Below are 4,034 nucleotides of genomic sequence, written 5' to 3'. Positions count from 1 at the left end.
GGCGATGTAGTTGCCGTGGTTCAGCATCCACTTGGGGAAGGGCAGGAAGCTGATGTCCAGCTCGCCCTGCGGGCCGAGCATCACGAACTTGTCGCGGGTGACCTTGGTCTCCAGCGGAACGCCCAGCTCTTGCCAGTTCGGCAGCAGTTCGTTGATGCCGCTGGGATCGATGACCGCACCGGAGAGGATGTGGGCGCCGACCTCGGAGCCTTTTTCGAGAACCGCGACGGAGATTTCCGTCCCGGCCTTCTCGGCCAGTTGCTTTAGGCGGATCGCGGCGGAGAGGCCCGAGGGGCCGGCGCCGACGATCACCACGTCGTACTCCATGGCCTCGCGTTCGATGACGTCGCTCATGATCCCCTCAACTCCTCTGGGCCGCGCGTCAGGGGTTCCCCTCCCCTTACGCCGCGCGGCGTTGATCCGTTCGCCGACTTATCGGAAGCTTGCCGGTCGCCGGTCAAGGGTGAACTCCGTCGCAACAACGATTACAAGGACGCATGACCCTCGCCGCTCGTGACATCGCCGCCGAAAGCCTGCTCGCCTTCTGGGCCGAGGCCGGCGTCGACGCCATGCTGCTGGACGAGCCCTATGACCGCATCGAGGCCGGCAAGATCGCCCCGATCCGCCTGCCGGAGAAGCCGGTCGCCGCCCCGATCGCCGCCCGCGCAGCCCTTGTCGCCGGTCCCGACGTTTCCAGCGCCATCGCCGAGGCGAGACGCCTGGCCGCCGCCGCGCCGGACCTGGAGGCCCTGAAGGCCGCCATCGAGGCCTTCGATGGCTGCCCCCTGAAGTTCGAGGGCGCCGCGCGCCAGTCGGTCTTCTATCGCGGGTCGCTCACCGCGCCCTTGATGGTGATCGGCGAAGCTCCAGGACAGGAGGAGGACATTCAAGGCGCCCCCTTCGTGGGCCGCGCCGGTCAGCTGCTGGACCGGATGTTCGCCGCCGCCGGCCTCACCGACCAGGTGTTCATCACCAACTCGGTGTTCTGGCGTCCGCCCGGCAACCGCAACCCCTCCCCCGGGGAGCAGCTGGTCTGCGCGCCGTTCCTGGAACGGGCCATCGAACTGCTGAAGCCGCGCATGCTGCTGCTGGTGGGCGGGCCGTCGGCCAAGTCCATGCTCAAGCGGGAGGAAGGCATCCTGTCCCTGCGAGGCCGCTGGTTTGAATGGAAGTCCGCCGACGGCGCCATCGAGCTGCCGGCCATGCCGACCCTGCACCCGGCCTTCCTGCTGCGCCAAGCGGCGGCCAAGAAGAAGGCGTGGAGTGACCTGCTGACGCTCACCGAGCGCCTCAATCGGCCGGAACGTCCTTAACGGCGCCGCCTGCGGCGCGAACGCACTTTCTCTTCATCAATAAGGGCTCTAAAGCTCCCAGGTCGTTGAGAAAAAGGGTCACGCCAGACCAGCGAAGACGCGGCGGCGTGAGAGTGGGCATGACGCAGACCAAGCGCGTGCGGATCGCGGCCCTGGCCCTGATCTGCGCCACGATCGCGGGAAAGGCGCTGGCCGGCAGCCCGCAAGTCCTAACGCCGGCCGACGCCCAGGCCTACGCCCGGGCCTTCGAGGCGGTGGACCGCGGCGACTTCATCGACGCCACGATGCAGACCATCGAGATCAGCGACCCGTCGCTCTCCGGCTACGTCACCTATCGCGGCCTGATGCATCCGACGGCGCACAAGTCCAACTTCGACGAGCTGTCGGGCTGGCTGTCGCGCTACGCAGACCTGCCGGTGGCCGAGCGCATCTACACCCTGGCCAGCAAGCGCAAGACGCCGGACCTAGCCGCCCCCGCCGTGCCCAGCCTGATCGGGACCGACTGGAGCAAGATCGAGCTGGTGCCTCCGGGCTCCGGCGGCCCCTTCGACGCCGACAACGCCCGCCTGGCCCGCGAGGCGTTCTATTCCGGCGATTCCAAGCGCGCCCTGGAGCTGGCGCGGGCGGTCGGTGAACGCTGGATCGCCGGCATGGCCGCTTATCGCCTGCGCCGCTACGACCAGGCCGAGGCGGAGCTCTCGAAGCTGGCCCAGGACACCGAGGAAGACATCTGGGTGCGGGCTGGCGCAGCCTATTGGGCAGCCCGCGCCGCAGAGGCCGGCGGCCATTCCGACCGGGCCGCGACCCATCTGCGCCGGGCGGCCGGTTCGCCGCACACTTTCTACGGCATGATCGCCGAGCGTCAGGTGGCCCTGCGCGGCCTCGGTCCCGCAACGCCGCTCTCGGAGGCCCGGGCCTATCAGCCGCGGGCGCGCAATGTCCTCAAGGCCTCCTACGGCGGCCCCACCGCCGACGTGACCCGGATGATGCGCGAGGACGCCCGGGCTCACCGCGCCGCGGCCCTAGCCCAGATCGGCCGCGTGCCTGAGGCCGGCCAGGAGCTACGTGCCGGCCTGGCCCTGACCCGCACTCCGGCGGACCGGGCGCGCTGGATGCAGCTGGCCGCCGTCATCAACGAGGGGCTGGCCCAGGACATGGCCGCCGCCGGTCCCGCGCGCCGCCGGGGCGAGCCCGACTATCCCACACCGAACCTCAATCCCCGCGAGGGCTTCAAGATCAGCAAGGCCCTGGTCTACGCCATTGTGCGCCAGGAGAGCCGCTTCAATCCCGGCGTGGTCTCCCCGGCCGGCGCCGTGGGCCTGATGCAGCTGATGCCCGACACCGCGGCCCACGCCACCGGCAACGCCCGGCTGCGCGACGACATGAGCCCGCTGTTCGACGCCGGCTACAACCTCAAGGTCGGCCAGGACTACGTCACCTGGCTGATGGGCGAAGGGGTCGGCTACGACATCCTGCGGACCGTCGCGGCCTACAACGGAGGCCCGGCCACCCTGCAGAAGACCGCCCGGATGCTGGGCGAGGACGACGAAAGCCTGATGGTCATCGAGTGCATGCCGGCGCCGGAGACCCGCAACTACGTCGAACACGTCATGGCCGCCTACTGGACCTACCAGAAGAAGTTCGGCCAGGAATCCCGCACCCTGGACGCCCTGGCCACCGGCCAGAAATACATCGACGCCCGCTGGGACGCCCCCCTGCCCCCGGCCAAGGTCGAGGTGGCCGAGGACGAGGACGTCAACGACCCGGACAAGGCCGACAAGAAGGCCAGGCGCCTGAAGCGCGGCTGAGGCCTCGCTTCGTCCTCAATCTGCGACTAGCTCTGTGCGACCGACCTTAGCGGCCGGGCCCGACGCATGCGGTCATCGGAGACCAGATTGAGCGACGCACCCCGCAAGAAGCGCCTGCCCCTGCGCTGGCTGAGCCTGGCCGAGATCGTGGGCGTGGTGGCCGTGGTGGTGGCCGTCCTGGGCTATTGGGACAGCCATCGGGAGCGGACGCAGACCTCCCGGGAGAAGGCTCTGGCCGCCCGCGAGCGACAGGTCGAGGCCCGCGCCAATGCGCTGAAGCAGACCTTCCTGATGACCGGAACCCTGGAAGGCTCGGGCGACCGCATCCGCCTGGCCTCCCAGCGGCCCGAGCAGGTGATCCAGACCCAGACCCTCTGGTTTCCCAGGCAGGTGCGCCCCAGCAGCGTCGAGACCACTGGCAATCCGCGCCTGGAGGTGAGCTGGGTCGAGGACGGCCTGCGCAAGACCAAGACCGAGACCGGGCGGGTTCCCGTCGGCGTGCTGACCGTGTTCATCGAGGACGGCGTGACCAAGACCGACCGGGCCGTCTACCAGGTGGGCTACAGCCTGCACGGTCGGACCCTGCGGCCGGACGAGGTGGACCTGGACGGCCTGTCCTTGGCCCGGCGCGGCGTCACCGGAGATCTGCAGGCCGCGGCCGACACTCTATGGGCGGCCCGCTAGGGCTTACTGATTGCATAATGCAATTGGTCTGGATAGGCTCCAACCTCCAAGATTCAACGCCAGATCCGGAGGCTCCCGGTGCCCCTCGTCCTCTATGGCCACCCCTTCTCGTCCTACACGCAGAAGGCGCTGATCGCCCTCTACGAGAACGACACGCCCTTCGAGTTCCGGGAGATCGGGCCTGATAAGCCGCAAAACGCCGAGGAATGGCTGCGGCGCTGGCCGATGC

At 69.0% G+C, this 4,034-nt stretch carries 5 protein-coding genes; 4 read left to right on the top strand and 1 reads right to left on the bottom strand.

What is annotated here, in order from left to right:
- A partial coding sequence (locus tag RMO97_RS18355; protein ID WP_310542455.1) for an FAD-dependent oxidoreductase occupies positions 1–354 on the bottom strand: 354 nt, incomplete at its 3' end.
- A gap of 143 nt (positions 355–497) precedes the next feature.
- On the opposite strand from RMO97_RS18355, the gene RMO97_RS18350 reads away from it, so the two are divergent.
- From RMO97_RS18350 to RMO97_RS18335, 4 genes are all read left to right on the top strand, one after another.
- Entirely contained in the window at positions 498–1,313 is an 816-nt protein-coding gene (locus RMO97_RS18350) for a uracil-DNA glycosylase (protein ID WP_310542454.1), read from the top strand.
- A 119-nt stretch (positions 1,314–1,432) separates the two neighbouring features.
- The gene (locus RMO97_RS18345) at positions 1,433–3,121 is read left to right on the top strand and encodes a lytic transglycosylase domain-containing protein (RefSeq protein WP_310542453.1); all 1,689 of its coding nucleotides are present in this window, start codon (positions 1,433–1,435) and stop codon (positions 3,119–3,121) included.
- 87 nt (positions 3,122–3,208) lie between these two features.
- Positions 3,209–3,805: a hypothetical protein gene (locus tag RMO97_RS18340; RefSeq protein ID WP_310542452.1), complete on the top strand. Its 597-nt coding sequence runs from the start codon at positions 3,209–3,211 to the stop codon at positions 3,803–3,805.
- 78 nt (positions 3,806–3,883) lie between these two features.
- On the top strand, positions 3,884–4,034 hold a 151-nt coding region (locus RMO97_RS18335), incomplete at its 3' end, for a glutathione S-transferase N-terminal domain-containing protein (RefSeq protein WP_310542456.1).

Source organism: Phenylobacterium sp., from assembly GCF_031425575.1.
In the GTDB taxonomy this organism is placed as follows: Bacteria; Pseudomonadota; Alphaproteobacteria; order Caulobacterales; family Caulobacteraceae; genus Phenylobacterium.
This window is presented reverse-complemented; position numbering and strand designations above follow the sequence as displayed.

What these genes read in the sequence shown, in the direction of transcription:
- RMO97_RS18350 (WP_310542454.1), top strand. Translation starts at nt 498, where the DNA reads ATGACCCTCGCCGCTCGTGACATCGCCGCCGAAAGCCTGCTCGCCTTC.
- RMO97_RS18345 (WP_310542453.1), top strand. Translation starts at nt 1,433, where the DNA reads ATGACGCAGACCAAGCGCGTGCGGATCGCGGCCCTGGCCCTGATCTGC.